The organism is Collinsella sp. CLA-ER-H7 (assembly GCF_040092345.1).
Lineage (GTDB): Bacteria > Actinomycetota > Coriobacteriia > Coriobacteriales > Coriobacteriaceae > Collinsella.
In genome coordinates this window covers 222,722-246,043 of record NZ_JBBNLT010000001.1, presented here as the reverse complement: position 1 = coordinate 246,043, position 23,322 = coordinate 222,722, and the positions used below count along the sequence as shown (strand labels likewise).

The following is a 23,322-nucleotide window of genomic DNA, read 5'->3' as shown; positions in this document are numbered from 1 at the left end:
CAGGAGACAGCGACTTACTTCTCTCTTATTTATTTATTTTTGTTCGATCAAGGAGATCATCATGAGCCAGTTCATCAACAACCCCGAGCACACCTTTGGTTTCGATACCCTGCAGCTTCACGTTGGCCAGGAGAGCGCCGATCCCGCATCCGACTCCCGCGCCGTGCCTATCTACCAGACCACGAGCTATGTGTTCCGCAACTCCCAGCATGCCGCCGACCGCTTTGGTCTTGCCGATGCTGGTAACATCTACGGCCGTCTGACCAACTCCACCCAGGGCGTCTTCGAGGACCGTATCGCCGCACTCGAGGGTGGCGTGGCAGGTCTCGCCGTCGCCTCCGGTGCTGCTGCCATCACCTATACCCTGCAGGCTCTTGCTCAGGCCGGTGACCACGTGGTTGCCCAGAAGACCATCTACGGTGGCTCCTACAACCTGCTGGAGCATACGCTCTCCCAGTTTGGCGTCGAGACCACGTTTGTCGACGCTCATAACCTGGACGAGGTTGAGGGCGCCATCAAGGACAACACCACGGTCATCTATCTAGAGACGCTCGGCAACCCCAACTCCGACATCCCCAACATCGACGCCATCTCCGAGATCGCCAAGAAGCACGGTCTGCCGGTTGTCGTCGACAACACTTTCGGCACCCCGTATCTGTTCCGCCCGCTGGAGCATGGTGCCAACATCGTCGTCCACTCCGCAACCAAGTTCATCGGCGGCCACGGCACCTCGCTGGGCGGCGTGATCGTTGACGGCGGTAACTTCGATTGGAAGGCGAGCGGAAAGTACGCCCAGATCGCTGAGCCCAACCCCTCCTACCACGGCGTCTCGTTTGCCGAGGCTGCCGGTCCCGCCGCCTTCGCAACCTATGTCCGCGCTATCCTGCTGCGTGACGAGGGCGCCTGCATCAGCCCGTTCAACGCCTGGGTCCTGCTCCAGGGCACCGAGACTCTGTCGCTGCGCGTTGACCGTCATGTCGAGAACACCAAGAAGGTCGTTGAGTTCCTGACCGGTGACAGCCATGTTGCCAAGGTGAACCACCCGAGCCTGCCTGAGCACCCCGACCATGAGCTCTACAAGCAATATTTCCCCAACGGTGGTGCCTCGATCTTTACCTTTGAGATTAAGGGTGGCCAGGAGGCAGCTTGGAAGTTCATCGATCATCTGCAGGTCTTCTCACTGCTCGCCAACGTGGCCGACGTCAAGTCGCTCGTCGTGCACCCGGCTACCACCACGCACTCCCAGCTCTCTGCCGAGGAGCTCGCCGAGCAGAACATCACGCCCTCCACGATCCGTCTTTCCATCGGTACCGAGAACGCCGAGGATATCATTTGGGATCTGAAGCAGGCTTTCGCCGCGCTGGACGAGTAAGGCGACTTGTGCAAGGACCCCTTGCGACTCGATAGGTATAACTGCATAAAATGCCTGCTCAAGGCGCCTGTGCGAACAATGGTTGCACAGGCGCCTTTTTTGCATAGAGAGGGCGCAAAAACAGGGTTTTTGACACGCTTTATGCATTCGAGTTGTGGAAAACTCCTGTTGAGAGGATGTGAGTTTTACGCAATTGACGTGCGACTTTTGAGTAAAACCGCAGGTCGCGATTTGCTCGGGGTACTATGCAGCGCGATCGAATCACACGCAGCTCAAACGCAGCAAAAACGCACTACGGAGGTTTCCAGCTACATGAGGATCGATTCACGAAAACCGAAAGCCGCCGCCCTTTCCGCCGCTCTGACCGTGGCACTTTTGGCGGGCACCGGTGCAACTGATGCCCACGCCGCAACACTGTCCGATACGGTTGGGTCTACGCCGTCCGAGACGACGCTGGTGCAGCCCGTTGACTATCGCGGCGATGGTTATGGTTCCATGCAGGAGTGGAACGCCTCGATGGAGGCCAAGCGCGATTCCCTTGAGATGCGTGCTCAGATCATTATGAATATGTATGGCGACTATGCTACCGATGACGAGCGCGCTGTGTTGCAGGGTTGCATCGACGGTGCGGGTAGCTTGTTGACGATGGGGGAGGTCGACGCCAAGTCGACCGAGCTCGATGAGCTGCGCACTGCGCTTGAGGACGCCAAGCGCGAAGCGCTCGAGGCTGCCGCCGAGGCGGAGGCTGCCGAGGTCGCCCAGGCTTCGTACTACAACGCCGGTTACACTCCGTCCTACGCGTCTGCCGCGTCCTACGCGAACGGATCGGGCCTGACGCGCTCTGCGGGTGTCAATAACTACAACGGGCGCCGCGAGACCTATTACAGCAGCAATGTGCTTTATCACTATCGCACGGGCGAATGGACTCAGGATTCTGAGGGCTTCTGGCGCGATTCCGACGGCTATTACGTTGTTGCCGCGGGCGATATGGCCCAGGGCTCGACCTTTACGGGCTCCAAGGGTGATTGCAAGGTCTATGACTCCGGCTGCGCTGCCGGAACCACCGACTACTACACCGGTTGGTAAATTTTCTGCATCACGGATATTTGGCGGACGGGCGTCTTTACCGAGCTTTAGGGCAACGTAAGGACGTCCGTTCTATGTATGCGTTTGAGTTAACAGAGCCCTTACCGTGGCGGTACGCTGGGCGTATGGATGCGGGGCACACTGGTTCTTGAGAAATAAGGTCTTTCTCTTGGAGGAAGTGGTCTTGTGAATGCTCGAGATATTGCCGTTGCCGCCGTCGCGTTGATGCTTGGCTGCCTTGGTCCCACGGCCGCGCTCGTCGCGGGCATGCAGGGGACATGCGGGGCTGCTCCTATCGTGGTCGGCGCGCTGATCGCGGCCACGCTGCTGGGAAGCGCAGGCGTGGTTCTTTGCCGCGACGATGAGGACGAGGTGCCGGGGTCGCAACGCTAACTGTTGTGAGATCGGCCGCCGGTCATAGACGAAGATGAAGGCCGCCGCAGGGGAAAGGTTCCCTTGCGGCGGTTTTGCTGTTAAGGCTGTTGAATGCGGCGCGTCGGCGCTACCAGCTTTTCTCGATATCGCGGATGCGCCGATAGAGCCACTCGTTTTGCGGTGCCTGGATATCGTGTTTGGTTGCGAGGCGGCAGATGGTGCCCGCGAACTCATCAACCTCGGTTTTGCGCCTTGCGATGCGGTCTTGAGCCATCGAGGGCATACCGGCGGGGTCGATTCCCTCGATGAGGTGCACCATTTGCGTCAGGTCTGCCTCGGTCAGTTCAACGCCCTCGGCGTTGGCGACCGCAAGCGTTTCGCGCATGGCGGAAACAAAGCAGTGACGCTGCTCGGAGCCCGGCTCCGTGGCGCTTCCGTAGGTCCCGCCGTAGGCCATGCAGGTCTGGTTGATGCCGTCGTTGAGCATGAGTTTGGCCCACATGCGGTGGGCGATGTCGTCCTCGACGGTATGGGCGATGCCGCAGCGCGTATAGAGCTCGTCGATCGCGGTGATGGTTGCGGGGTTCGTGCCGGCCGCCGCGCCAAAGCGGATTTCGCCCGCATTGGTAAAGGTGAGCGCGCCGTTGAGAAACACGGCGTCCATGCCCTGGCAGATACCAAGAACGGTATGCTCCCAGCCAAAGCGTTCGGCAATCTTTTGCTCGCTCGTAATGCCGTTGCACAGCGAGGCGATGAGCGTGTTGGGTCCCACGACGCGCTCCATAGTCTTGAGTGCTTGGTCGAGACCGGTGGTCTTGACTGTCAGGATGACCAGATCGGCGGGCGTCGCCTCGCTGGCACGGACGGACGTGAGATCGCAGGGCTTGCCGTTGACGGTGAGCGCGTCGTTCGCATGACGCTCAAAACGGGCATCATCCATGACGTATTCGACGGCGTCGTTGCCGAGCGCCCGGGCGATCATGCTGCCGTAGAGCAGGCCGACGCCGCCCTTGCCGATAAAGGCGACCTTGTTGATCTGCATGTGAATCATCTCCCCATGTAAAAGGCGCCCGCGTAAGGGGCGCCTGATGGATTGTATGCTGCCAGGGTGATTGGTGGGTGCGCGGGGCGGCTGTTATAAAAAAGAAACTATTGCGCTGTGCGCTTATGCCACAGGGCAGACCGCAAAGACATGCGCGTGGGCATGGGCGACTCCTTTCATCGGGCTTTTTGCTGATGTTAAAGCGGTGCCGTGACGGCTCGATTTCTGCTGCGTTACGATACGTTCTCGATTGCGATTCCACGATGTTTCGGCTGCGTGACCATTGTGTTTCGCCTTGCCGGGGCGCTGATGGCGAAGGGAGGGGCCGTGCAATACCGTGTTGACCCCAAAAGTGGTAACCGAATATCCGCTCTGGGTCTGGGCTGCATGAGGTTTCCCGGTGCGCCGGGACATCCCGATGCGAAGACGGCCGATGCCATCATCTCCCGTGCGGTGGAGCAGGGGATTAATTATCTGGACACGGCCTATCTCTATCCCGGCAACGAGGCTTGCGTGGGCGCTTCGCTTGAACGCCTGGGCTTGCGCGACCAGGTTTTGCTCGCAACCAAGCTGCCGCATGCTTCGTGCAAATGCGCGGAGGATTTCGATCGGTTTTTCGACGAGCAGCTGCGCCGCCTGCAGACCGACCATATCGACTATTACCTTATGCACAACATCACCTCGCCTGCGCAGTGGGAGCGCGTGGTGGCGCTGGGCATCGAGGACTGGATCGCGCAGCAAAAGGCTGCAGGGCGTATTCGTCAGATAGGCTTTTCGTACCACGGCAGCGCGGCGGACTTCCTTACGATGCTCGATGCGTATGAGTGGGACTTTTGCCAGATCCAGTACAACTACGCTGGAGAGCGATATCAGGCGGGAACGGCGGGGCTCATGGCCGCCGCCGAGCGCGGTCTCGCGGTGTTTGTGATGGAGCCGCTTTTGGGCGGACGCTTGGCAGGCAAATTGCCTCCGCGGGCGCGCGCTGTTCTCGATGGTGCATGCGATCGACATTTGCATACGCCTGCCGCTTGGGGGCTCTCGTGGGTGTGGAATCATCCCCAGGTGACCATGTTGCTTTCTGGTATGACCGATACCGCGCAGGTGGACGAGAATTCGTCACTGGCAGACCTCGCGTTGCCGAATTCGATGACGGCCAACCAGCTCGACACGATTGCGCGCGTGTTGATGGAGTTTGAGAAATCGAACCGTGTGCCCTGCACGGGATGCGGCTACTGCATGCCATGTCCCAAGGGTATTAACATTCCCGGCTGCTTTGCCGCTTACAACGCGAGTTACGCGCACAGCTGGTTTACGGGGCTGTCTCAATACTTTACGGCGAGCGCGGTGCGCACAAGCGAAGCCAAGCTGGTGAGCAATTGCGTCAAGTGCGGCAAATGCACGCGCCACTGCCCGCAGCATATCGATATCCCCGAGCGTCTCGATGACGTGCGCCGACGCTTCCAGCCGGGCCCCGTGACGGCGGTGCTTAAGGCCTTCGGCAAAACGCGCTCCTCATGACCCTTTTATAACTTGCGGTGGAATAGTTCCTGTTTGCGGCAGAATAGGGGCCAAACAGGAACTATTTCACCGCAACTGAAGGGGGCTGTCGTGGGTCATCGGGATTCATGTGATGATTTGCGTGAGGTTTGTTGGGGCGTTTTGGGCGCTGGACACATTTCGCATCGATTTGCATCGTCGCTCAAGGAGGTGGACGGGGCACGGCTTGTGGCTGCTGCCGGCCGCACTCCTTCGCATGTTGAGGAGTTTTGCAGGGCGTTTTCGATTGATGCCGCGCACAGTTATGCCACGGCTGACGATAGCGGCGATGTGGCTTATGATGCGCTGATTGCCGACCCCGATGTCGACGCAATCTACTTGGCTCTTCCGCATGGCATGCATACGCGTTGGGCCTGTCGCGCGCTGCGCGCCGGAAAGGCCGTGCTGTGCGAAAAGCCGGCCGTTTTGAGTGAGGAAGAGGCTCTCTCGATTGCCTCCACCTCTCGCGAGCGCGGCGTGCTGTTTATGGAGGCGATGAAGAATCGGTTTTGCCCGATGCACGCTCGCGTGAAAGACTTGCTTGCGTCGGGTGAGCTTGGCCGTATTGTCTCGATTGAAAGCGTACAAAAGCTCGATTACGGCGAGTCTCCTTCGGGCTATCTGCTTGATCCGTTGCAGGGCGGCTGTCTATATGACATGGGCTGCTATGCGGTTGGTTGGTTTGAGGATTTGCTCGCGGGCGCGTGCGAGGTTTCGTCCCGTGAAGTTCGCTGGCGTGACGTATCGGGCGGCCGCGTCGATTGGGCCGACGAGATCCATATGAGCGTCGGCGGTATACCCATTCATATGGCGTGCGACGGCAAAGCAACATATGAAAGCCGCTTAACGATTGCCTGTGAGCGGGGCTCGTTGGAAATCGAGCGTCTCCATCGCCCCGAGCGCGCTCATGTGAAGTATTCCGACGGTCGAACGCTAGAAATAAATGCCCCGTTTGAGATCGATGATTTCTACGGCGAAATCCAGCATGCGACGCAGCTCATTCAGGCGGGGAAACTCGAGAGTCCCGTCATGCCCCTTGCCGCCACGCAGCGCTGCGCGCACATCATCGATGCAATCCGTCTAGCCCTCTAGGACTTGGCGCTGACGCGTAGGGGATCATGACGCCGGCGCCCGTGGTGCCTGGCGGCCCACATCTCTGATGCCCCTTTTATAACTTGCGGTGGAATACGGTCTGTTTGCGCCAAAATAGGGCACCAATAGACCGTATTTCACCGCAACTGATGAGGGGGAGTTGGAGATGCTGACGATCGGGTGTCATCTTTCGACGACGAAGGGCTATCGGGCGATGGGGGAGACGGCGCTGTCCATTGGCGCCAATACCTTTGCGTTCTTTACGCGCAACCCGCGCGGTGGCAAGGCAAAAGATCTTGACATGGATGACGTGGCGGCTCTGCGCGAGCTTATGGCGCAAAACGACTTTGGACCGCTGGTGGCGCATGCCCCGTATACCTATAACCCCTGCTCCGCTAAGGAGCGAGCGCGCGAGTTTGCCCTGGAGGCCATGGCCGAGGATCTGCAGCGCATGGAAGCACTGCCCGGCAACTACTACAATTTTCATCCCGGTGCGCATGTGGGACAGGGGGCAGACGTCGGCATTCAGATGATTGTCGACACGCTGTGCCAGGTGATGTTTGAGGGACAGCAGACGACGGTATTGCTTGAGACCATGGCAGGCAAGGGCACCGAGGTGGGCCGTAGCTTTGAAGAACTGGCGTGCATTATCGAGGGCGTTGCCGCCAAGTGCCCAGAGCTGTCCGATAAGCTGGGCGTTTGTTTGGACACCTGCCATGTGAGCGATGCCGGCTACGACATCATCCATGATCTGGACGGCGTACTCGACGAGTTCGACCGCGTGGTGGGTATCGATCGCTTGCATGCCGTACACATCAACGATTCGAAGAACCCTTGTGGCGCCCATAAAGATCGTCACGAGTGCATCGGCAAGGGATACCTTGGCAGCGAGGAATTTGGTGGCGGTATGCAGGTTATGCAGAATATTGTATCGAATGGCCGCTTGCGCGCATTGCCATTCATTTTGGAGACACCGAACGAACTTGCAGGTTATGCGGCCGAAATCAAACTGTTAAGGTCATTGCAGCAGTAATGGCTGCCATAAAGTGGGACGCTCCATTCACGTTATAGGTTTGTTTCAATCAGTTTTCTAATTGCAGATTCTTCCAAGCGGGTGCATAATAACCCTCAGTTTTTGCAGACCTCTGAATCACGTGGGGTCATTGGAAGGAGACTGATTATGAAGCTGAAGAAGCTTGGCGCATTTGCCGCCACGGGTGCTATGGCGCTCGCCCTCGCTCTGACGGGCTGCGGCTCGTCCAACGCCACCTCTGGTTCTAATGCCGGTTCCAGCAGCTCTGACGACGCTAAGGTCGAGAAGGTCGACGGCTCCAAGGAGTACGCGCTCGTCAAGGACGGTACGCTGACCGTCGGCACCTCTGCCGAGTACGCTCCGTTTGAGTACAAGGATGACAACGGCGATTATCAGGGCTTTGACCTTGAGCTCATCAAGGCTATCGGCGACAAGCTGGGCCTGGATGTCGAGTATGTCAACAATGACTTTGACACGCTGGTTCCGGGCGTCGCTTCGGGCGCCAAATATGACGTTTCCATCGCGGCTATCACCGACACGCCCGAGCGTGAGAAGGAAGTTACTTTCTCCGATTCCTACTACATGGACGATCAGGCTATCGTGACCAAGGTCGATAACACCGACATCACGGCCGACAACTACAGCGAGAAGCTCAACAACGCCGATGCTACCATCATCGTCCAGTCTGGCTCGACCGCCGAGTCCTTTGCCCAGGAGAACTTCCCCAAGGCCAAGATTGTCCCCTACAAGGACGCCACCGAGTGCTTCAGCGCCCTGCAGTCCGATAAGGGCGACGCCGTAGTCACCAACCGCTCCGTTGCCAGCCAGCTGACCGCCGAGCAGTTCAACACCTGCCAGACCATTAAGCAGATCAGCACCGGCGAGGAGTACGCCATCGCCATCAACCAGGGCAACACCAAGCTCAAGGACGACATCAACCAGGCCATCAAGGACCTGACCGACGACGGTACCGTTGACGCCCTCATGGCTAAGTACAACATCAAGTAAAATAGCTACTTGATTGCTCGCGGGCCCTTTCCGCTTTGGCGGAGAGGGCCTTTGCGCTTCTCTTGACGGAGAGCATTTCCGTCTCGTTTTGCCGGCAACTTCTACGATAGGAGCCACCTTGTCTCGACTGAACAAAGGGGCCGTGGAGCAGCGTTTTCCACTGCCCGCCTTGCTCCAAAAGCTAGTCTGCGTCATGGCCGTGGCGCTCGCGCTGGTGTGTGTGGGGGCATATGCGCCCACGACCGCTCAGGCGCTTGAGACCGCAAAGATTACCGCCCGACCCAACACCGGTTCGGGCAGCGCTGTGGTCGGCGGTACCGAGACGCGCATTACCTGGGAGGTCCAGGCCGATGCCGATGAGGAGCTGAGCGGTCTTTCGCTGACGTTTGTCGACGGCACGACGTTTGGTACCGATGACACGCGATTGACGATGCTCTCGGGCGAGGACCTCATGGATCGTACGCCCATGAAGCCCACGTGCAAGGCTGACGGCCAGACGCTCAAGATTGATTTTGGCGAGACGGCGCCTGCCGGCGGCTTTTTCCGTGTCGAGGTTTACGGCGTGACCTTCCCCGTCGAGGGCGGCGATGAGGCCTTTAGCGGCACCTACACTTTGGCCGATGGCTCGACCAAGAAGATCTCCAAGATTCCGTCGGTGGAGATCAAGGGCGTGACGGCCTTCGATAACTTCCTAGCCGACCTTAAAGAGCAGCCGTGGGTCGAGGCATGGAACTCCAATATGTTCCTGCGCCTGTTCCTGAACCCGGTCATTTTGGTCCAGAGCCTGCCGATCGTCTTCAAGGGCTTCCTCATGTCGCTTTCGATCGTGCTTGTGGCGTTTCCGCTGGCAATTCCCTTCGGTTTCGCCCTGTCGCTCATGCGCATCTCCAAGTCGCGCATCCTGCGCTGCCTCGCCGGCATCTACGTGAATATCATTCGCGGTACGCCGGCGTTCCTGCAGATCTATATCGCGTTCTTCGGTCTGCCGTTGGCCGGCGTCAAGGTTGATGACTACGTGCTCGGCGTCATCGTCATGGCCATGAATTCGTCTGCCTATCTGTGTGAGATCTTCCGCGCCGGTATTCAATCGATCCCCAAGGGCCAAAACGAGGCTGCTCGCTCTCTGGGCATGAATGCCTTCCAGACGCTGCTCTACGTTATGATTCCGCAGACGTTCCGCAATGTTTTGCCTACGCTGACCAGCGAGTTTATCTTGCTTTACAAGGATACGTCCCTGCTTGCGGCCGTGGGCGTGGTCGAGATCGTCATGAATGCCCGCACCATCGTGGCCACGACGGGCTCCATTACACCGTACGTGGTTGCCGCCCTGTTCTATCTGGTCATCACCCTGCCGCTCGCTCGCTTGGTGAGCGGTCTTGAGGCGAGGCTTTTGGGCACGGCCGAGACCAAGAAGAAGCGTCCCGCCAAGAGCGCCGGACAGGTTGTCGCGACGCCCGCCGATCACATCGCCGGTCTGTAAGGAGGTCCTATCATGAGCGAAACCAATAACTCGAACGAGGTCGTCGTCAGCATCAAGAACCTCCAGAAGGCCTTTGGCGACAACGTGGTCCTGCGCGATATCGATCTGGATGTGCGCAAGGGTGAGGTCGTTGTGGTCTTGGGTCCCTCGGGCTCGGGCAAGTCGACGATGCTTCGCTGCATCAATCGTCTGGAACATCCCACGAGCGGCTCGATTATCGTCGAGGGTGTGGACGTGTGCGCCAAGGGCGTCGACCTCAATAAGGTACGCACGCACCTGGGCATGGTCTTTCAGCAGTTCAACCTGTTCCCGCACCTCTCAGTCAAAAAGAACGTCATGCTTGCGCAGCAAAAGGTGCTCAAGCGCAGCAAGGAAGAGGCCGAGAAGATTGCCGTCGAGGAGCTGACCAAGGTCGGTCTTGCCGAGCGTATCGACTTTATGCCGAGCCAGCTCTCGGGCGGCCAGCAGCAGCGCGTGGCCATTGCCCGCGCCCTGTCGATGAATCCGCACGTCATGCTCTTTGACGAGGCCACCTCGGCGCTCGACCCTGAGCTCGTGCGCGACGTCCTGGGCGTCATGCGCGACCTGGCGCACGACGGTATGACCATGATCGTCGTGACGCACGAGATGGGCTTTGCCCGCGATGTCGCCGACCGCGTCGTCTTTATGGACGGTGGCGTCATTGTGGAAGAGGGTACGCCGAGCGAGGTCTTCGACCATCCCAAGAGCGAACGCACCAAGGCGTTCTTGGGCAATATCTCGTAGCCGCTTTATATGACTGACATAGCAGAAAACGGGAGCCGGATGTGATCCGGCTCCCGTTTTTGTTGGGACGCGAATGTGTTTTGGTGCAGAGCGCGTTACGGGCGGAGCTCATTGCCGCTAGGCGAGCTCGGCTCCAAGGGCGCGGCAGGCCGCCTCGCCCTCATCGTCGGGGGCGTCGTAGCAGATGACGGAATCGACGACGTTAACACCCGCCTCGTCGGCGTCCGCCTTCCAGTTGTCCATCCATTCGCCCTCGGCCCACGAATAAGAGCCAAAGAGGACGACCTTCTTGTCGCCGAGAGTCTCCTTGACCTCGTTCCACATCGGCTGGAACTCATCGTATTCAAGCTCCTCGGAGCCCATGGCGGGGCAGCCGAAGGCGAAGGCATCATAGTCGGCGGCCTTGTCGGCAGAGAAGTCGGCGCAGGGGATGACTTCGGCCTCGGCGCCCGCGGACGTGGCGCCTTCGGCGACAAAGTTTGCCATGGCCTCGGTATTGCCCGTGCCGCTCCAATAGACGACGGTGATCTTGCTCATGTTTTGTCCTTTCGGTCGTGCGGCGCTGGCCGCAGCTTGTACGTTCTATCGGGTTGCCTGGGCAAGTTGCGCCAGGCTGCAGCCCTGCTGATAGACAAGGATGAGGTATTGGGTGCAGGCACGGTAGGCATCAAACGTCGCAAGCGCTTGCTCGACATTTTCGTAGACCTTCCAGGCCCCAAAGACCTTGTAGTTCTCGCCGCGCTGGACGATAAACTCGTGTACGTCGTCGTAGGGGTATCCAAGGAAGTAGCCTATTTCGTGCGGAAACTCGCAGGTGCAGTCGTTGCTGCAGCTAGTTTGCTGGGGTAGTGCGCATCGAGTCTGGCTACAGGCGCATTCCGCGACGTTATTGCTCGCGAGCGTGATGCGTGATGCCAAATGCACAAGGCATGTCGAAAGGTCTCTCGTGTCGTAGCCTTCCGAGGCGAGCGCCGTTTGGGCGCGAGGGTCTGCGAAATAGGTGGTGAGGCTTTTGGCTCGGTACATATACACGAGCGCTCCGCAGGGCCGCCAGACCAAAACACTCAGGTGGATACCGAACGGGTCAAGCTCGCGATTGCACTGGGCGATAACGTTGAGCAGGCGTGCTCGGCGTTCTGTGATGGTTTCGGTTGCGGTCGAGCCGTCCCCGTGGGCGTAGGTGCCTGGATAGGTAAAGAGCGATGCCGGCTTGATGCCCGCGAGCGTGGGAGAGCAGTTACGCACGATCGCTGCCTGAAACGTTGGAATGTCTATGGTTCGGGTCACGGCGCTCCTTACGGATCTAAACTGTTAGCCTAGGAAAACTTATACACGAAAGTAAGCCATGGTCAACAAAAAAGTTTGAATAGGGAAACTAATTGACCGAACCGACATGATTTTGGGTTAAGATGGGGACACTCCATGGGGGTATCTAGATAGGGCTACTTGAAAGGGGAACGCATGAGCGACTTGCTCAACCCTGCGAATCTCATCGTGCTGGCCGTCATTGCCGTCGGCATGTTTTTTGGACTGCGTCGCATTGCCGCTTCGACACACGGGAAGAGTTGTTGCAGCGATGGTACGAGCGGCAAGAAAACCAAAAAGGTTGTTGTGGTGGATACCGATGCATCGCACTATCCCTATAGCGATGAGCTGCTCATCGGCGGCATGAGCTGTGACGGCTGCGCTCAGAACGTGGCCAATGCCCTGAATGCGCTGGATGGCGTGTGGGCAACGGTGACGTATGCGGATCACACGGCACGTGTGCGCTCTAAACAGCCGGTTGATCGTGGTGTCCTCGAGACGGCCGTGAAAGACGCGGGCTACTACGTCATGACGCTGTAAGCGCCGCCCTGGATGCGCTTCCTTGGCTAGGCTCGTCCGCGTAGCTCAATGTCTTGGATATCGTCGAAGTCGATGGCGATATCCCTGAGTTTGAGCAGCTTGAACGCGGGAAGCACTTCGTCGAGAATGCCGGTGCGGCTACGATAGCCGTACGTATCGTAATAGGTGACGCGCACCAAGTCGCCACGTTTGAGGCCCTCGAGCTTTTTTGAAAGCTCGAGGGCTTTTTCTTCCGTGAGTTCGCATTTTGGTTCGACGGTGATTTCCTGCTTGCGCACGAGTTCGTAGTATCCCGTGAGGGCGGCAAAGGGCATAAACTGTGCGGCGCGGTTGGCGCGCACGGCACCGTTGGCAGTGAGCTTGGGGTCGGCGGCGCGGCGTCTGCCCTCGGGGTCCGCCAGGCGCTCGAAGGCGGTCGGCGGGCGCACGGGCTGTTGTTTGGGTTTAGGCACGGTGTCCTCCAACTTGGTCGTTGCGTTCGCGTGCGGTGGCGCCGGCGGTAAAACTCAATCCTTTGACCAGGGCGTTCTTGCCGTATTTGCCTTTTACGGCCAACACGGCGCGCGCCAAGTCGCGCTCGCGCTCATCCGCCTCGATATCGCTGAACAGATCGATGGTGGCAAATTCTTCGGGTACCAGATTGCCAAATCCCAGGTTGATGCGCTTGACCGGTCGTTTGGGATCGACGGTCTGCGCCCAAAGCTCATCGAAATAGCCCATGATCTTCTTAAACGAATTGGTGCGCTCGGGCAGCTTGCGCGAAGCGTTGGAGTGCGCAAAGAGTGCGGCATAGCCACCGCGCGGTTTGCCGCCATGCTCTCCCACAAAGATGCCATCGATTGCCTGCGCCTCGCGCACCAGGCGGCGCCGTTCGCCATCTCGCTGGACGGGCTTGGGCGCACGGGGTGCGAGCTCGGGGCCGGCGGTTGCGGCGGGTTCGATGCTCGACGTGCTCGAACGCAAATGCCCGCATCCGTCTACATATTGCGCTGTGCCGCTGGCGTCGAGGCGGCGTATGTCGGCGCGCTCGCTCGCGTAGCCTACAAAGAGCGAGATGCTGTCGCACACCACGTGCTTATCGACCAAGTCCAACACGGCGTTGTCGACCATCTCGCGCAAGACGGTGTAGGCCTGCTCGTAGGCATAACCCTTCGAGAGCACCTGTCCTGTGGTGGTCGAAGTTGCTTGCGGGCGATAGGCTTGGATATCGGCGATGGTTGTCGGTTCGCGCCCAAAGGCGTGGTCGATGAGATATTCGGCATTGACGCCGAGCTCGTCGTAAAGCAGGTTCTCGTCGAGTGCGGCGACACCCATCAGGTCGTAGACGCCATACTTTTCGAGTCGTGCTGCCACGCCGGGGCCGATGCCCCAGATATCGGTGATGGGACGATGGGGCCAGATCTCTTTGCGAAAGGTCTCGTCGTCGAGTATGCCGATGCGGCTGGGTACGTGCTTGGCGGTGATATCGAGCGCTACCTTGGCCTGGAATAGGTTGGGGCCGATGCCGACCGTTGCCGTGATGCCCGTGCGCCTCAAGACCTCGTCGCGCAGCGTGCAGGCAAAGCCTTTGGCATTGGTATGGTAGAGGTCTAGATAGGGCGTCACGTCGATAAAGCATTCGTCGATTGAATAGACGTGAATGTCTTGCGGGCTCACGTATTCCAGATAGATGCCGTAGATTTGCGCCGACACTTCCATGTAGTGCTGCATGCGCGGTACGGCTTTGATGTAGTCGATGCCGTCGGGAATCTCAAACAGACGGCAGCGATTGTGAATCCCTAAGTCCTTCATGGCCTGTGTGATGGCGAGGCAGATGGTCGTGCGCCCGCGCGATTCGTCGGCAACGACCAGGTTGGTGGTGAGCGGGTTGAGTCCGCGGTCGACGCACTCGACGCTAGCGTAAAACGTCTTGAGGTCGATGCAGATATAGGTGTGACGCTCGTGCCCCACGCGTCCTCCCATCAAACACATGTTCTTATCGAATATCTGTTCGATAATACCCGCTCGTCCGGACATCGTCAAAACCTGTCAAAAAGGGACTGGTTTGTTTTGGTAGGTATGGTCGTGCGGTTGGATTGGGTTTTAACGCAGCTCTAAAGAGTGCGAAACAGCTCGGAAAAGCTTGCTTCGTAGCATGAGCCTAACGATTGATACCGCCTATGTGCACGGAAGGGTTGTGGGAAAGATGGTCAATTACGGGTTTGGTATGCCGACGCGCCTTGTTGTGGATGGAGACGTGGCTCGCTGGTGCGGACGATTGGTCGCTCACTACGGTGGCACCAAGGCGCTGGTCGTGTTGGGCGGTGACAAGCATACGCGCGATGAGCTTGTCTCGGCGGCACTTGGCTCGCTTGATCGAGCCCTACTCGAGCGCGTACTTTTCCGCTGCGGCTCGGTTGGGGGCGACGGGGGAGACGAACTGATCGACGAAGCCGTGGCCCTGGCGACCGACGAAGGCGTGGACTTTGTCCTGGCGATTGGCGATGCCGATACTGCTGGCTTTGCGCGCGAGCTCGCGCGTCGCATGGCGGCGCTCGATGCCGGCGAAGACGGTTTTGTCCCTTATGGATGCATTCTCTCGGAGGGCAAGGCGCCTGCTGTCGTGGGCACCGGTGAGGTTCCCGTTTTTGCCATTATCGCTCCCGAATTGCTTGAGGGCATTGGGTCTCCTCTGCGCGAGTTGCTCGGCAGCGTGTGTGCCGCGGCCTAATATTTGGCATAAAAAGACGGGTTATTTTTGATTGGTAAAGCGTTTGACCTGCCAAAATAAACCTGTCCCTATTTGGTCGGTTGCCGTTTGGGGGCCGATTGGCAACGCTCGCTGATTGTAGTCTTGACCTGCGCTAGAATAGTGGCATCTGAATGTCCGGGCGCATGGAGGCGTGCGCCCGTATGCTGAGGAGGACTCTATGGCAACTGTTGCCGCACCTATCGATGCTACGTCGACTGCCGCTTGGAAGGCACTCGAGGCTCATCAGGAGAAGCTTGAGGCCGATGGTATCGACCTCAAGGCCTGGTTCGCCGCCGATGCCGAGCGCGTGAACAAGCTGAGCTTTGACGCCGGTGACCTGCACTTCGACCTATCCAAGAACCTGGTGACCGACGAGACCGTCAAGCTGCTGTGCGATCTTGCCCGCGAGGTGAAACTCGAGGAGCGCCGCGACGCCATGTTCTCCGGCGAGCACATCAACACCACCGAGGACCGCGCCGTCCTGCACACCGCGCTGCGCCGTCCGGCAAGCGAGAAAGGCCAGCTCATCGTCGACGGCCAGGACGTCGTCGCCGACGTGCACGAGGTCCTCGATCGCATGTATGCCTTCGCCGAGCGCGTGCGCTCCGGTGAGTGGAAGGGCGTTACCGGCAAGAAGATCGAGCACCTGGTGTCCATCGGCATCGGCGGCTCCGATCTGGGCCCGGTCATGGCCTACGAGGCTCTGCGTCCCTACGCCGACGCCGGTATCGACTGCCGCTACATCTCCAACATCGACCCCAACGACCAGGCCGAGAAGCTCAAGGGCCTGGATCCCGAGACCACGCTCGTGATTATCGTCTCCAAGACTTTCACCACGCTCGAGACCCTCACTAACGCTCGCGAGGCCAAGACCTGGATGCTCGAGCAGCTCAAGGCTCAGGGCGCCATCGACGGCTCCGATGAGCAGAACGCCGAGGCCGTGGCCAAGCACTTCGTCGCTGTTTCCACCGCACTCGAGAAGGTCGAGGCCTTCGGCATCGACCCCGCTAACGCTTTTGGTTTCTGGAATTGGGTCGGCGGCCGCTACTCCGTCGACTCTGCCGTGGGCCTGTCGCTGATCGTCGTGCTCGGTCCCGAGCGCTTCCAGCAGTTCCTCGAGGGCTTCCACGCCATCGACGAGTACTTCTGCAACACGCCGCTCGAGAACAATGCCGTCGCGCTGATGGGCCTGCTCAACGTCTGGTACGTCAACTTCTTCGGTTCCAAGAGCCACGCCGTGCTTCCGTACTGCCAGTATCTGCACCGTTTCCCGGCCTACCTGCAGCAGCTCACCATGGAGTCCAACGGCAAGCATGTCCGCTGGGACGGCAGCGCTGTGACCTCCGATACCGGTGAGATCTTCTGGGGCGAGCCCGGCACCAACGGTCAGCACGCCTTCTACCAGCTGCTGCACCAGGGCACCGTGGTGGTCCCGGCCGACTTTATCGCTTTCGCCAATACCGCCAACCCTGCGACCGACAGCGGTCAGGACGTGCACGAGCTGTTCCTGGGCAACTTCCTGGCCCAGACCAAGGCGCTTGCCTTTGGTAAGACGGCCGATGAGGTGCGCGCCGAGGGTACGCCCGAGCAGATCGTCCCGGCCCGCTGCTTTGAGGGCAACCGTCCGACGACCTCGATCTTTGGCGACACGCTGACCCCGTTCGCACTCGGCGAGCTCATCGCACTGTACGAGCACATCACGTTTGTCGAGGGCACGGTCTGGGGCATCGACTCCTACGACCAGTGGGGCGTTGAGCTGGGCAAGCAGCTTGCCAAGCAGATTACCCCGGCCTTCCACGACGACGCCGCCAAGGCCGAGCAGGACGCTTCGACCCAGGCGCTTATCGAGTTCTACCGCGCTCACCGTAAGTAGCCGCTGCTGTTAACGCATCGCGCCTTATAGTCAGGGGCCCGTATCCTATCGGATGCGGGCCCCTTTGCTTTGCCGTGGTCCCGGGGCGCACGGCCTTTGTGGAACATCGCCGGGGCGCCGCGCGCTGCGAGAACCCTGCGCCTAGATCTTGGCCTCCGCATGGCCTCGCTGCGCCTCGGGCAGCTCCCCATAGAGCGGATGGTCTTCGAGCCTAAAGCGCTCGACCTGTTCGGGAGTGCGACCGCGTACAAAGAGCCACGAGCGATCGATCGGCGTCGCCATGAGCGTGCTGGGCAGCGCGTCGGCGCGGTCGGAAAATACCCGGGCACTCTCGGGATCCTGGAACGCCAGCACCAGATGCGTGTCGCAGTTGCCCATGATGGAGCGTGCGCGTGCCTCGCCATAGAGCGCATCGAGCTGGTTGGTCGACTGCAGCAGCAGCGTTGCCCAGATGTTGCGGCTTCGGATAATCGAGAGCACGTTGTCGATCTGGGGGATTTGCAGATTTGCGAAGTCATCGAGCATAAAGCGCACGGGCACGGGCAGGCTGCCGTCGGGCTGCCTATCGGCCTCACGAATGAGGCCCATAAACGCCTGCGAAATAAAGAGGCCGGTCAGCGGATCGAGATTGCGGTCAATATCGCTCACGGTTACAAATAGGGCGCAGGGGGTGTGTCCCATGGAAGCGAAGTCCACCTGATGGCACTCACGATAGAGCTGTGCCGCACCGTCGAATCCCAGACACATGACCTTTTCGGCAAGGATGCCGACGATGCTCGCGTGCATGCGCTCGGCATTTTGCGTAATGGCGTAGCGCCGCCATAGCGAGAGAGCATAGCTTTGGGGGTCGATCGTGATCAGGTCGTCAAACAATCGACCCGTGGCACCGTCCTGCAGGTGCTCGATCAGCTTGATGACCGAGCTGATCGTCTGCTCGTCGGCGGGTAGCTGTTCGGTGACGTAGGCGATAAGACACGACAGCAGGTTTGCCGCCGCATGATCCCAAAAAGGCTGGTTGTTGTCCTCGATGAGGCAGATGGCCTTTGCCACCGAGAGGATGTCCTGCTGGTTGGGCCTGCCGTCCGCCTTGCGGCGAATGTGCCTCAGGGGGTTGTAGCCGCAGCGCTCGATGCCGGGCGCAAGGGCCGGGACGGTGTTGAGGTCGGCGAAGTTGAGACATTGCACGCGGTAGCCGTGGGCTGCCAGCACGGGTCCCACTTCGCGACAGAGCGTGCCTTTGGTGTCGAGCACGATGTAGCTTGCGTTCATTTGCAGCAGGTTGGGCTTGAGGACGTTTCGGGTCTTGCCGGCTCCCGAGGGGCCGATCACAAGTGCGTTGTTGTTGAGTCCCGTTTGGCGGGTGTCGCAGGAAAGCGTTCGATCCTTGGCGAGGATGGTGGACGATGCGGACTCAGATGCGGCGAGGCGGCTGGCGAGGTTAGACATGGGCGACCTCCTTGGTGGTCGAGAGGATTTCGTGGGCAAAGCCGAGCTCGACGGCGCGCTCGGCCGAAAGGTAGGTGTCTTTTGCAGTGAGGGACTGGATGCGCTTGGGCGTGAGGCCGCTGCGGTCCGAGAGGATTTGCGTGAGGGTCTTGCGGGTCTGCATGAGACGCCGGCTGGTTTCCTGCAGCGCAAGTGCCGAGCCGCCTGCCCCCTGGGGGATCAGCGGGTCGTGAATCATGAGCTCTGCATGGGGCGCCATACGGCGATCGTCGCCGCCCATAAAGATCACGGCGCCCATGGACGCGGCGAATTCCAGGCAGACGGTGCGGATGGGGCACGATGCGAGGCGCATGGCGTCATAGATCGCAAGACCCGATCGCACGCTTCCGCCGGCGCTGGCGACAAATATGGTGATGGGGCGGCTGGGGTCGGTGGCATCGAGCAGGCGGATTTGCTGGCATAGGTCGTGGGCCATCGGGGTTTCGATGTTTCCCATGACGGAGAGCTCGCGACGGGCGAGCATCTCATCGTAAATGCTGGTGAGCGTGATGCCTCGGGCGGATTCACGCATGGTGAGGGGGCTGATGATGGGGGAATGGTTGGTGTCCATGAGGACTCCTTTCTGTTGGTTGTGTTGTGGGATAGGATTGTTGCCCGCGGAGGGGCTGGCGAGCTACAGGGTTCGTCCGAGCCTGAGATCGAGCTCGGTTGTGGGGCAGGCTGCCTGTTCGTGCGGCTCGCAAGCGCCAAGGGCTCCAAAGCGATAGAGCGTTGCGGCGGGCGTGGTGTAGGCGAGCCGCAGCTGATGCTCGACAGGGGCACATCCGTCATTTTTGTAATGAGCCGCGTAGTACTGCGCGATGCTGGCGTTCATCTCGCTGCCATTGCGATGGCGCTCAAACTGGCGTCTGCAGGTCTCGATGATCTTTGCTACCGACTTGGGTGCCGTCGCGGGAACAAGGGCGAGATAGCCCTCAAATAGCTCGTTGATGCTCAGGAGGCACAGCAGGTCGATCAGCGTCCTTATGGCTGCTCCCTCGGCAGAAAAGTGCGCGGTCATGCGGTTATATCGGTTGCGGTCGACGATGGCCACATGGGGTCTAGGAGTTTTCTGCCCCGTGGTCCCGGGCTTTTGCCGCGCCTGTGTATTGAGCTTGACGTTGCAGCGCTTGAGGCCGTCCAACGGAAGGAACAGTGCGGTGCGCAGGGTGTTCCGCTTGCTTTCGAGTTCATGACGCTCGTCGGGTTCCCATTCGAGCTTGAGTTTCGTGTCGAGCGCCGTAAGCATATGGGCTAGGCAGCCTACGGTAAGAACGTGCGAATCGTTGTCGCGTTTTGGGGCATAGGGGTCTGTCAGCTTGCGAATGTCGGGGTCGCCCATGATCTTTGTGCAGCGCTTCAGCAGTTGAGGGTGATCGGCCAAGATCGTCGCGAGCGGTAGCGACGCGTAGTTCTTGATGGTCGCGGCGGCAAAGGCGGCGTCATATTCGTTTGCATATGCTCGCTCAATGCGGGCATCCAGAATGCTTTTCTTATCGCCGTCTTCAGCGTGGTGGTTTGTCATAGCTTCTCCAATCGGTTGATGTTCGTGCTGTTTGTTGATGTGTTGGTTGTCGTGAGTGATGTGCTTGCCGTGGGTGATGTGCTGACGTTGGGGTGCTATGCGGTTTTCAATGAGCCCGTGAGGCAGTTGCTGCAGGGGCGGGATGGAACGGCCCATGCAAGGCGGAAGGCATCGTGCTCAAAATCGAGACAGCAATGCCCTGGGTGCCTCACATGTGGCAGTTACCTCATTAAGTTGTCATTGCGTTTGGGGTTGTACTTTGCCGATCTTCCTTCTCTTACACGCTAAAACTCAAACTTCATATGCTCGATCTACTTAAAACCGCAACGGCGGTCTTTTATCAACTTATATGTCGGAACGCGTCTTTGCAAGTACTTTTTTGTCTTTGTTTCAAATGGGGTGGTTTTGCAACCGTCATACGCGCGCCGTGCGAACGTGCCCCGGCTCGGATAAGATAGTGCGCGATAAAAACGATGCAAGGAGGCACATATGGCAATTAAAGCCATCGCAATGGATATCGATGGTACGCTTACCAACGATCAGAAGGTGATCAGCCCGCGTACACGCGAAAAGCTGCTCGCGGCGCAGGAGTCGGGCATTAAGCTCATTTTGGCTTCTGGCCGTCCCGCATGGGGACTACATGCTCTGGCGCAGGAGCTCGACCTTCAAAACCATGATGGTCTGCTAGTCGCTTTCAATGGCGCGCATGTGGTCGACGCTCAGACCGATGAGGTTCTTTTTGACCAGGCCATGCCGGCTGACGAGCTGCACCGTCTGATTGATCATCTGCAAAACTATGATGTGATCCCCATGATCTCGCTCGGGCGTGACCTGCATGTAGAGGACTCGTATCGCTGCATGATTACACTGCCGGACGGCTCGCAGAAGAATATCGTCAAATACGAGCGCGATGCCTGCGACCTTAAGATCCGCGAGGTCGAGAGCTTGCATGAGGTCGTGGACACTTATCCCGTAGACAAGCTGCTGACGGCAGGCGACCCGGCATACCTGCAGGCGCATTACGAGGAGATGTATGCGCCCTTTAAGCAGACGCTTTCGGGCATGTTTACGGCCGACTGGTACTTTGAGTACACGGCGCCCGGTATCGACAAGGCTCGTGCGCTCGAGGGTGCCCTGCCCAAGCTCGGCATCGATGCCAGTGAGGTTGTATCGTTTGGCGACGGCCAGAACGACAAGTCCATGATTGAGTGGGCGGGTACCGGTGTTGCCATGGGAAACGCCATCGATGAGGTTAAGGCCGTGGCCAAGATGGTGACCGCCAATAACAACGAAGATGGTATTGCGGTGGCGCTGGATAAGCTACTGGGTTAGAATCGCCGATTAATGCATGGTTCGGGCGCCTACTCGCGGGCGCCCTTTTGTTAGGGAGGGTGCCGTGTCCGCATTTCCGTTCGACGCCGTTATCTTTGACATGGACGGCGTCATTGTCGATACCGAGTATTACTACCTGGGCGAGACTGCCGCGTTTGCCAAGGAGCTTGGGCTTAATCTGACTCAAGAGGAGTTGAACGGGCAGGTTGGTACCTCGCATCAGTTCTTCCTGCGTATGCTGGTCGATTGGTTTGAGCGCGCCGGGAAGGGGCATTTAACTGGCGAGGAAGCGTTGATCCGTTGGGACGAGTGGGCGCATAAGCGTCCGCGCGACTATCAGGCTTTGATTAACCCAGGCGCCGTGGATACGATTCGAGAGCTGCCGCGCCGTGGCGTTCGCGTGGCGCTTGCCAGCTCGTCTCCCATGGATAGCATCGAGGAAGTGCTCAATGCGTGCGGGCTGTCGGATGCCTTTGAGTATGTGGTGAGCGGCGAGCAGTTTAAGGAGAGCAAGCCCGAGCCCGACATCTACCTGCATGCGCTGGACCTGCTGGGGCTGCCCGCGAATCGCTGCTGCTGCGTTGAGGATTCGGTGCCTGGCATCACTGCCGGCAAGCGAGCCGGCCTGACAGTTATTGCCAAGCGCGAGGAGCGCTTTGGCTTTAGCCAGGATGCCGCGGACAAGATTATCGACCAGCTGCCGGAGCTGCTCACGCTTTCTTAGGAGCGCGGTAGTTGCGCGTTTTTCGGGTCAGATGGGTAAATACCCGACATTTTGGTGCGGCAGCAAGCATACTTTATGCTAATGCGGGCTTAAGGGCTTGTTGAATGCCCTTAAGCCCGCTTTTGACTTAATTGGGCTGGGAGAGGGTATATGCCACCGACTGAAGGGCTAACTGATGGTAAAGCAGCGATACCGCTGTACCAACAGGTTATTGATATCATTAAAAACGAAATCAACTCCGGTGCCTACAAGGCGGGCGCGCGGATACCCAACGAATTCGAATTGGCTGAGAGCTATAAAGTTGGCCGCGTTACCGTGCGACGCGCTATTGAGGAGCTCGTCCAGCAGGGCTATCTAACGAAGCGGCAGGGGAAAGGCACGTTTGTCAATGCCCCCAAGCTTAAGCGCAAGATTCGCCAGAAGGATGACGTCCAGAGTTTTTCGGACGCATGCCGCGTTAACGGAATGGAGCCGGGGGCGTGCGTCATTTCGAGAAAGATACTGCCGGCGGATTCCACTGAAGCACAGTTCTTTGGTGTTCCCGTTGGAACTGATTTGATTTGCGTTGAGCGTGTACGTACTGCCGATGGAGTCCCCGTCATACTCGAGAACAACATATACGTTTACGAGGACAACGCCTATCTATCAACGGCACCTCTATCTAACCAATCCATTTTTGAGTTCGTGCGCAACCGAACGGGCCGCACGCCCGCGTTTACCGACCCGTGCACGCTCGAGATCGCGTGCGCGTCGCCCGAGGTCGCTCGGCTGTTGGCAGTCCCCGTTGGCGAACCCTTGTTTTATATGGAAGCCTTCTTTTTCGATGAGCAGCGGCGGCCGTTTATCATCGGTCGTCAGCGGATCGTTGGGTCTCGCTACGTTTTTGACATCTAGGGCATTGCGAATGGAAACGCCCGGTGGATCATCTCACCGGGCGTTTCCATACCGTTCACGGCGCGAACACAACCGTTCAACCGCGTTGCGGCAATCAGTCTGAAATTATCTTGATGAAGGAAAA

General features: G+C 59.0%; 23 protein-coding genes. 15 read left to right on the top strand and 8 right to left on the bottom strand.

Annotation, left to right across the window (positions count from 1 at the left end; genetic code table 11):
• Positions 1-61: 61 nt before the first annotated feature.
• The 3 genes from AAAX75_RS01095 to AAAX75_RS01085 all read left to right on the top strand — a co-directional run bounded on the left by AAAX75_RS01095 (position 62) and on the right by AAAX75_RS01085 (position 2,851).
• Positions 62-1,372: an O-acetylhomoserine aminocarboxypropyltransferase/cysteine synthase family protein gene (locus AAAX75_RS01095; protein WP_349090829.1), complete on the top strand. Its 1,311-nt coding sequence runs from the start codon at positions 62-64 to the stop codon at positions 1,370-1,372.
• A 312-nt stretch (positions 1,373-1,684) separates the two neighbouring features.
• Positions 1,685-2,458 carry a hypothetical protein gene (locus tag AAAX75_RS01090; RefSeq protein ID WP_349090828.1) on the top strand — a complete coding sequence of 258 codons (774 nt, stop codon included), beginning with the start codon at positions 1,685-1,687 and terminating at the stop codon, positions 2,456-2,458.
• 186 nt (positions 2,459-2,644) lie between these two features.
• Positions 2,645-2,851: a hypothetical protein gene (locus AAAX75_RS01085; protein WP_238022794.1), complete on the top strand. Its 207-nt coding sequence runs from the start codon at positions 2,645-2,647 to the stop codon at positions 2,849-2,851.
• 109 nt (positions 2,852-2,960) lie between these two features.
• On the opposite strand, the gene AAAX75_RS01080 is transcribed toward AAAX75_RS01085, so the two are convergent.
• Positions 2,961-3,875 (bottom strand): ketopantoate reductase family protein, encoded by a 915-nt coding sequence (locus AAAX75_RS01080; RefSeq protein ID WP_349090827.1) that lies wholly within the window; start codon positions 3,873-3,875, stop codon positions 2,961-2,963.
• Positions 3,876-4,202: 327 nt separating this feature from the next.
• Between AAAX75_RS01080 and AAAX75_RS01075 the strand changes: the two genes are divergently transcribed.
• The 6 genes from AAAX75_RS01075 to AAAX75_RS01050 all read left to right on the top strand — a co-directional run bounded on the left by AAAX75_RS01075 (position 4,203) and on the right by AAAX75_RS01050 (position 10,789).
• Positions 4,203-5,393 carry an aldo/keto reductase gene (locus AAAX75_RS01075; protein WP_349090826.1) on the top strand — a complete coding sequence of 397 codons (1,191 nt, stop codon included), beginning with the start codon at positions 4,203-4,205 and terminating at the stop codon, positions 5,391-5,393.
• 90 nt (positions 5,394-5,483) lie between these two features.
• Complete coding sequence (locus AAAX75_RS01070) at positions 5,484-6,503, top strand: Gfo/Idh/MocA family oxidoreductase (protein ID WP_349090825.1); 1,020 nt, start codon at positions 5,484-5,486, stop codon at positions 6,501-6,503.
• Positions 6,504-6,669: 166 nt separating this feature from the next.
• A complete protein-coding gene (locus AAAX75_RS01065) occupies positions 6,670-7,536 on the top strand; it encodes a deoxyribonuclease IV (RefSeq protein WP_349090824.1) in 867 nt (288 codons plus the stop codon).
• A 147-nt stretch (positions 7,537-7,683) separates the two neighbouring features.
• On the top strand, positions 7,684-8,544 hold the full coding sequence (locus AAAX75_RS01060) for an ABC transporter substrate-binding protein (protein WP_152067906.1): 861 nt from the start codon (positions 7,684-7,686) through the stop codon (positions 8,542-8,544).
• A 118-nt stretch (positions 8,545-8,662) separates the two neighbouring features.
• Positions 8,663-10,024, top strand: a complete 1,362-nt coding sequence (locus AAAX75_RS01055; RefSeq protein ID WP_349090823.1) for an ABC transporter permease subunit — start codon at positions 8,663-8,665, stop codon at positions 10,022-10,024.
• 12 nt (positions 10,025-10,036) lie between these two features.
• Complete coding sequence (locus tag AAAX75_RS01050) at positions 10,037-10,789, top strand: amino acid ABC transporter ATP-binding protein (protein WP_349090822.1); 753 nt, start codon at positions 10,037-10,039, stop codon at positions 10,787-10,789.
• A gap of 117 nt (positions 10,790-10,906) precedes the next feature.
• Here the strand turns inward: AAAX75_RS01050 and AAAX75_RS01045 are convergent, their stop codons facing one another.
• Positions 10,907-11,326, bottom strand: a complete 420-nt coding sequence (locus AAAX75_RS01045) for a flavodoxin (RefSeq protein ID WP_349090821.1) — start codon at positions 11,324-11,326, stop codon at positions 10,907-10,909.
• 45 nt (positions 11,327-11,371) lie between these two features.
• Positions 11,372-12,076, bottom strand: a complete 705-nt coding sequence (locus AAAX75_RS01040) for a DUF3793 family protein (RefSeq protein ID WP_349090820.1) — start codon at positions 12,074-12,076, stop codon at positions 11,372-11,374.
• Between the two features lie 174 nt (positions 12,077-12,250).
• On the opposite strand from AAAX75_RS01040, the gene AAAX75_RS01035 reads away from it, so the two are divergent.
• A complete protein-coding gene (locus AAAX75_RS01035) occupies positions 12,251-12,634 on the top strand; it encodes a heavy metal-associated domain-containing protein (protein WP_117770151.1) in 384 nt (127 codons plus the stop codon).
• A gap of 26 nt (positions 12,635-12,660) precedes the next feature.
• Here the strand turns inward: AAAX75_RS01035 and AAAX75_RS01030 are convergent, their stop codons facing one another.
• Both AAAX75_RS01030 and AAAX75_RS01025 read right to left on the bottom strand, forming a co-directional pair.
• Positions 12,661-13,086: a hypothetical protein gene (locus tag AAAX75_RS01030; protein ID WP_226812450.1), complete on the bottom strand. Its 426-nt coding sequence runs from the start codon at positions 13,084-13,086 to the stop codon at positions 12,661-12,663.
• Positions 13,079-14,650: a DNA repair protein gene (locus AAAX75_RS01025; protein WP_349090819.1), complete on the bottom strand. Its 1,572-nt coding sequence runs from the start codon at positions 14,648-14,650 to the stop codon at positions 13,079-13,081. The genes AAAX75_RS01030 and AAAX75_RS01025 overlap by 8 nt, the downstream gene beginning before the upstream one ends.
• A gap of 169 nt (positions 14,651-14,819) precedes the next feature.
• Here AAAX75_RS01025 and AAAX75_RS01020 point away from each other — a divergent pair, with 169 nt between their 5' ends.
• Both AAAX75_RS01020 and pgi read left to right on the top strand, forming a co-directional pair.
• A complete protein-coding gene (locus AAAX75_RS01020; protein WP_349090818.1) occupies positions 14,820-15,344 on the top strand; it encodes an iron-containing alcohol dehydrogenase in 525 nt (174 codons plus the stop codon).
• A 199-nt stretch (positions 15,345-15,543) separates the two neighbouring features.
• A complete protein-coding gene (gene pgi / locus AAAX75_RS01015) occupies positions 15,544-17,238 on the top strand; it encodes a glucose-6-phosphate isomerase (RefSeq protein ID WP_349090817.1) in 1,695 nt (564 codons plus the stop codon).
• A 141-nt stretch (positions 17,239-17,379) separates the two neighbouring features.
• Here the strand turns inward: pgi and AAAX75_RS01010 are convergent, their stop codons facing one another.
• The 3 genes from AAAX75_RS01010 to AAAX75_RS01000 form a co-directional block, all read right to left on the bottom strand.
• Positions 17,380-18,684 carry a VirD4-like conjugal transfer protein, CD1115 family gene (locus AAAX75_RS01010; RefSeq protein WP_349090816.1) on the bottom strand — a complete coding sequence of 435 codons (1,305 nt, stop codon included), beginning with the start codon at positions 18,682-18,684 and terminating at the stop codon, positions 17,380-17,382.
• On the bottom strand, positions 18,677-19,294 hold the full coding sequence (locus AAAX75_RS01005) for an ATP-dependent Clp protease proteolytic subunit (protein ID WP_022094432.1): 618 nt from the start codon (positions 19,292-19,294) through the stop codon (positions 18,677-18,679). Before AAAX75_RS01005 ends, AAAX75_RS01010 begins: the two co-directional genes overlap by 8 nt.
• Before the next feature lie 63 nt (positions 19,295-19,357).
• Complete coding sequence (locus AAAX75_RS01000) at positions 19,358-20,248, bottom strand: hypothetical protein (RefSeq protein WP_349090815.1); 891 nt, start codon at positions 20,246-20,248, stop codon at positions 19,358-19,360.
• 489 nt (positions 20,249-20,737) lie between these two features.
• Here AAAX75_RS01000 and AAAX75_RS00995 point away from each other — a divergent pair, with 489 nt between their 5' ends.
• The 3 genes from AAAX75_RS00995 (at position 20,738) to AAAX75_RS00985 (ending at position 23,198) form a co-directional block, all read left to right on the top strand.
• Positions 20,738-21,580, top strand: coding sequence for a Cof-type HAD-IIB family hydrolase (locus tag AAAX75_RS00995; protein ID WP_349090814.1), 843 nt, complete (start codon positions 20,738-20,740; stop codon positions 21,578-21,580).
• Positions 21,581-21,644: 64 nt separating this feature from the next.
• On the top strand, positions 21,645-22,304 hold the full coding sequence (locus tag AAAX75_RS00990) for an HAD family phosphatase (RefSeq protein ID WP_040358370.1): 660 nt from the start codon (positions 21,645-21,647) through the stop codon (positions 22,302-22,304).
• Between the two features lie 150 nt (positions 22,305-22,454).
• On the top strand, positions 22,455-23,198 hold the full coding sequence (locus AAAX75_RS00985; RefSeq protein WP_349090813.1) for a GntR family transcriptional regulator: 744 nt from the start codon (positions 22,455-22,457) through the stop codon (positions 23,196-23,198).
• Positions 23,199-23,322 lie beyond the last annotated feature (124 nt).

What these genes read in the sequence shown, in the direction of transcription:
- AAAX75_RS01095 (WP_349090829.1), top strand. Translation starts at nt 62, where the DNA reads ATGAGCCAGTTCATCAACAACCCCGAGCACACCTTTGGTTTCGATACC.
- AAAX75_RS01090 (WP_349090828.1), top strand. Translation starts at nt 1,685, where the DNA reads ATGAGGATCGATTCACGAAAACCGAAAGCCGCCGCCCTTTCCGCCGCT.
- AAAX75_RS01080 (WP_349090827.1), bottom strand. Translation starts at nt 3,875, where the DNA reads ATGCAGATCAACAAGGTCGCCTTTATCGGCAAGGGCGGCGTCGGCCTG.
- AAAX75_RS01065 (WP_349090824.1), top strand. Translation starts at nt 6,670, where the DNA reads ATGCTGACGATCGGGTGTCATCTTTCGACGACGAAGGGCTATCGGGCG.
- AAAX75_RS01060 (WP_152067906.1), top strand. Translation starts at nt 7,684, where the DNA reads ATGAAGCTGAAGAAGCTTGGCGCATTTGCCGCCACGGGTGCTATGGCG.
- AAAX75_RS01050 (WP_349090822.1), top strand. Translation starts at nt 10,037, where the DNA reads ATGAGCGAAACCAATAACTCGAACGAGGTCGTCGTCAGCATCAAGAAC.
- AAAX75_RS01045 (WP_349090821.1), bottom strand. Translation starts at nt 11,326, where the DNA reads ATGAGCAAGATCACCGTCGTCTATTGGAGCGGCACGGGCAATACCGAG.
- AAAX75_RS01035 (WP_117770151.1), top strand. Translation starts at nt 12,251, where the DNA reads ATGAGCGACTTGCTCAACCCTGCGAATCTCATCGTGCTGGCCGTCATT.
- AAAX75_RS01025 (WP_349090819.1), bottom strand. Translation starts at nt 14,650, where the DNA reads ATGTCCGGACGAGCGGGTATTATCGAACAGATATTCGATAAGAACATG.
- AAAX75_RS01020 (WP_349090818.1), top strand. Translation starts at nt 14,820, where the DNA reads ATGGTCAATTACGGGTTTGGTATGCCGACGCGCCTTGTTGTGGATGGA.
- pgi (WP_349090817.1), top strand. Translation starts at nt 15,544, where the DNA reads ATGGCAACTGTTGCCGCACCTATCGATGCTACGTCGACTGCCGCTTGG.
- AAAX75_RS01010 (WP_349090816.1), bottom strand. Translation starts at nt 18,684, where the DNA reads ATGTCTAACCTCGCCAGCCGCCTCGCCGCATCTGAGTCCGCATCGTCC.
- AAAX75_RS01005 (WP_022094432.1), bottom strand. Translation starts at nt 19,294, where the DNA reads ATGGACACCAACCATTCCCCCATCATCAGCCCCCTCACCATGCGTGAA.
- AAAX75_RS01000 (WP_349090815.1), bottom strand. Translation starts at nt 20,248, where the DNA reads ATGACAAACCACCACGCTGAAGACGGCGATAAGAAAAGCATTCTGGAT.
- AAAX75_RS00995 (WP_349090814.1), top strand. Translation starts at nt 20,738, where the DNA reads ATGGCAATTAAAGCCATCGCAATGGATATCGATGGTACGCTTACCAAC.
- AAAX75_RS00985 (WP_349090813.1), top strand. Translation starts at nt 22,455, where the DNA reads ATGCCACCGACTGAAGGGCTAACTGATGGTAAAGCAGCGATACCGCTG.